The organism is Paraburkholderia ginsengiterrae (genome assembly GCF_001645125.1).
Taxonomy (GTDB): Bacteria; Pseudomonadota; Gammaproteobacteria; order Burkholderiales; family Burkholderiaceae; genus Paraburkholderia; species Paraburkholderia ginsengiterrae.
This window is the reverse complement of sequence record NZ_LXKA01000207.1, coordinates 1-470: the sequence shown is the minus strand read 5'-3', so window position 1 is coordinate 470 and position 470 is coordinate 1. Positions and strand designations below refer to the sequence as shown.

Below are 470 nucleotides of genomic sequence, written 5' to 3'. Positions count from 1 at the left end.
AAGGCCAGTCCGGGGATGTCATACCAGTCGTCCCAGCTCAGCACGCTTCAGAAAAGTCAACGCGCTACCGGGCCAGGGGCGAACCTGTTGCGACTGCATAAGATGCAAGGTATCCAGTCCGGGCAGCGTTCACGGCGTCAACAAGGCGGAAATCCGCGCCAGTTGCGTCAGGCCGAGGCTGGACTCGATCGAAGAGCTGATGACCGCCGTCAGTCCCAACGCATGGGCGGCAGCGACTTGCTCACGCACTTTATCAAGCGATCCGGTCAGCGTAGGTTTGATAACCACAGCCCTGACGCCCTCTTCGGCTTCAAAGGTGAAATCCGCTTCGCGCAGACTTTCGTCCCAGGCAATATCGATGCCGGTTTCACGGGCAAAGGCGCGGGGATCATCCCGCGCCCTACCCGGGTCGTCGTGAAAGGCGATTCGAGCGCGGTAATCCGGATCCACATACTTCGCCCACTACTGGG

General features: G+C 60.2%; 1 protein-coding gene. It reads right to left on the bottom strand.

The features are described 5' to 3' along the window. Positions 1–129: 129 nt before the first annotated feature. On the bottom strand, positions 130–450 hold the full coding sequence (locus A6V37_RS15495) for a hypothetical protein (RefSeq protein ID WP_208607871.1): 321 nt from the start codon (positions 448–450) through the stop codon (positions 130–132). Positions 451–470: the final 20 nt, after the last annotated feature.